Annotated in this window: 3 protein-coding genes; all 3 read left to right on the forward strand. The window is 59.8% G+C overall.

Annotated features, from left to right (window positions below; all coding sequences use genetic code 11):
- Positions 1-501 (forward strand): SMP-30/gluconolactonase/LRE family protein (locus EN984_RS38410; protein ID WP_164765899.1); only part of this gene is annotated, 501 nt, incomplete at its 5' end.
- A complete protein-coding gene (locus tag EN984_RS39420) occupies positions 419-664 on the forward strand; it encodes an SMP-30/gluconolactonase/LRE family protein (RefSeq protein ID WP_127384335.1) in 246 nt (81 codons plus the stop codon). The genes EN984_RS38410 and EN984_RS39420, both read left to right, overlap by 83 nt.
- Before the next feature lie 185 nt (positions 665-849).
- A partial coding sequence (locus EN984_RS34160; RefSeq protein ID WP_164765901.1) for a thiolase family protein occupies positions 850-1,521 on the forward strand: 672 nt, incomplete at its 3' end.

Below are 1,521 nucleotides of genomic sequence, written 5' to 3' on the forward strand. Positions count from 1 at the left end.
GTTTTGTGGATCTCGAGATTCTCCTTCTTAGCGACGTTCCAGCAGAGCAAATATTACTGTCGCCAAAGGGCAGCCACCGGTCGTCTTTCGCCATCCGTCCGGCAACGCCAATGGCAACACCCGGGACCGCCAAGGGCGTCTGCCACCTGCGAGAGCGGCAATCGTCGCGTCGTCCGCACCGAACTTGACGGGAGGCAGACCGTTCTCGCCGATAGCTACGAGGGAAAGCGGCTCAACTCGCCAAACGACATCGTCGTACGCTCGGATGATTCGATCTGGTTTACCGACCCGGATTATGGAATTCTCAGCGATTACACAGGAAACCGCGCCTCCAGCGAGCTCGGGCGCCGCTGCGTTTTCCGCCTTGATCCCCTCGATGGCAAGCTGGCGATCGCCACGGACAAACTGGACAAGCCCAATGGTCTGGCCTTCTCGCCCACCGAGAAAATCCTTTTCGTTGCCGACTCAGGCGCGACGCACACGCCTGGGTGGCGCACATGAGATCCTAGCTTTTGACGTAGCGGCCGATGGTGGGCTTGGCAACCGCCGGACATTCGCCATGATCGATGCCGGGGTGCCTGACGGGTTCAGCGTGGACCTCGATGGCAATATCTGGACAAGCGCGGCTGATGGTGTTCACTGCATCAGCCCCGAGGGGAATTAATCGGTAAGATTGCGGTCCCGGAAACCCGTCACAAACCTGACGTTCGGCGGCCCAAGCGCAATCGCCTGTTCATAGCCGCTGCCTCGTCTCTTTACTCGATTTATGTCGGGACACGCGGCCTCTGAAACGGTTCCGAGCCTCTTGACCAAAATAAAATAAAATGCATCATCCATTACGGAGGGACGATGCAAGGCTTTTCTGGGCTTCGAGATAAAGTATCGGTGGTGGGCGTCGGCACGACGGCGTACGGCAACTTTCCCGACATGGACGAGTATGGCCTGGCGGCTGAGGCGTTTCGCAACGCGGTTGCAGATTGCGGACTGGACAAGGGCGCGGTCGACGGCCTGCTTACATGTCGTATTCCGAGCTACTACCGGATGGGCGAAGTCCTGGGACTTGATCCGCGTTGGACGATCACCCTACCGGGGCATGGTCGCATGTCGGGCATCGGCCTCATCGAGGCAACGATCGCCTTGACGAGCGGCCAGGCGAAATATGTCGCGCTGCTTTACGCCAACATCGGCCGATCTCGCCGCGTCTTCTACGGCGGAGGTGAAATGCCGGGCCATTGGGACCCTTGGGGGTTCACCTCGCCCGGCGGCGCCCACGCCATGATGTTCCGTCGCCACATGGAGCTTTACGGTACGACGACGCGGCAACTCGCTGAAGTTTCCGTCGCCTTCCGCAGCCATGCGCAACTCAATCCCGGCGCGGTGATGAAGGAGGCAATGACTATCGACGACCATGAGAATTCCCGTCCGATCGTCGCCCCGCTGCGCCTATTCGATTATTGCCTGATCAACGATGGCGCCGTCTGCCTGATCCTCACGACAAGCGAGCGTGCCGCTGATCTCGCC

The sequence above is a fragment of the Mesorhizobium sp. M7A.F.Ca.CA.004.12.1.1 genome (assembly GCF_003997835.1).
In the GTDB taxonomy this organism is placed as follows: domain Bacteria; phylum Pseudomonadota; class Alphaproteobacteria; order Rhizobiales; family Rhizobiaceae; genus Mesorhizobium.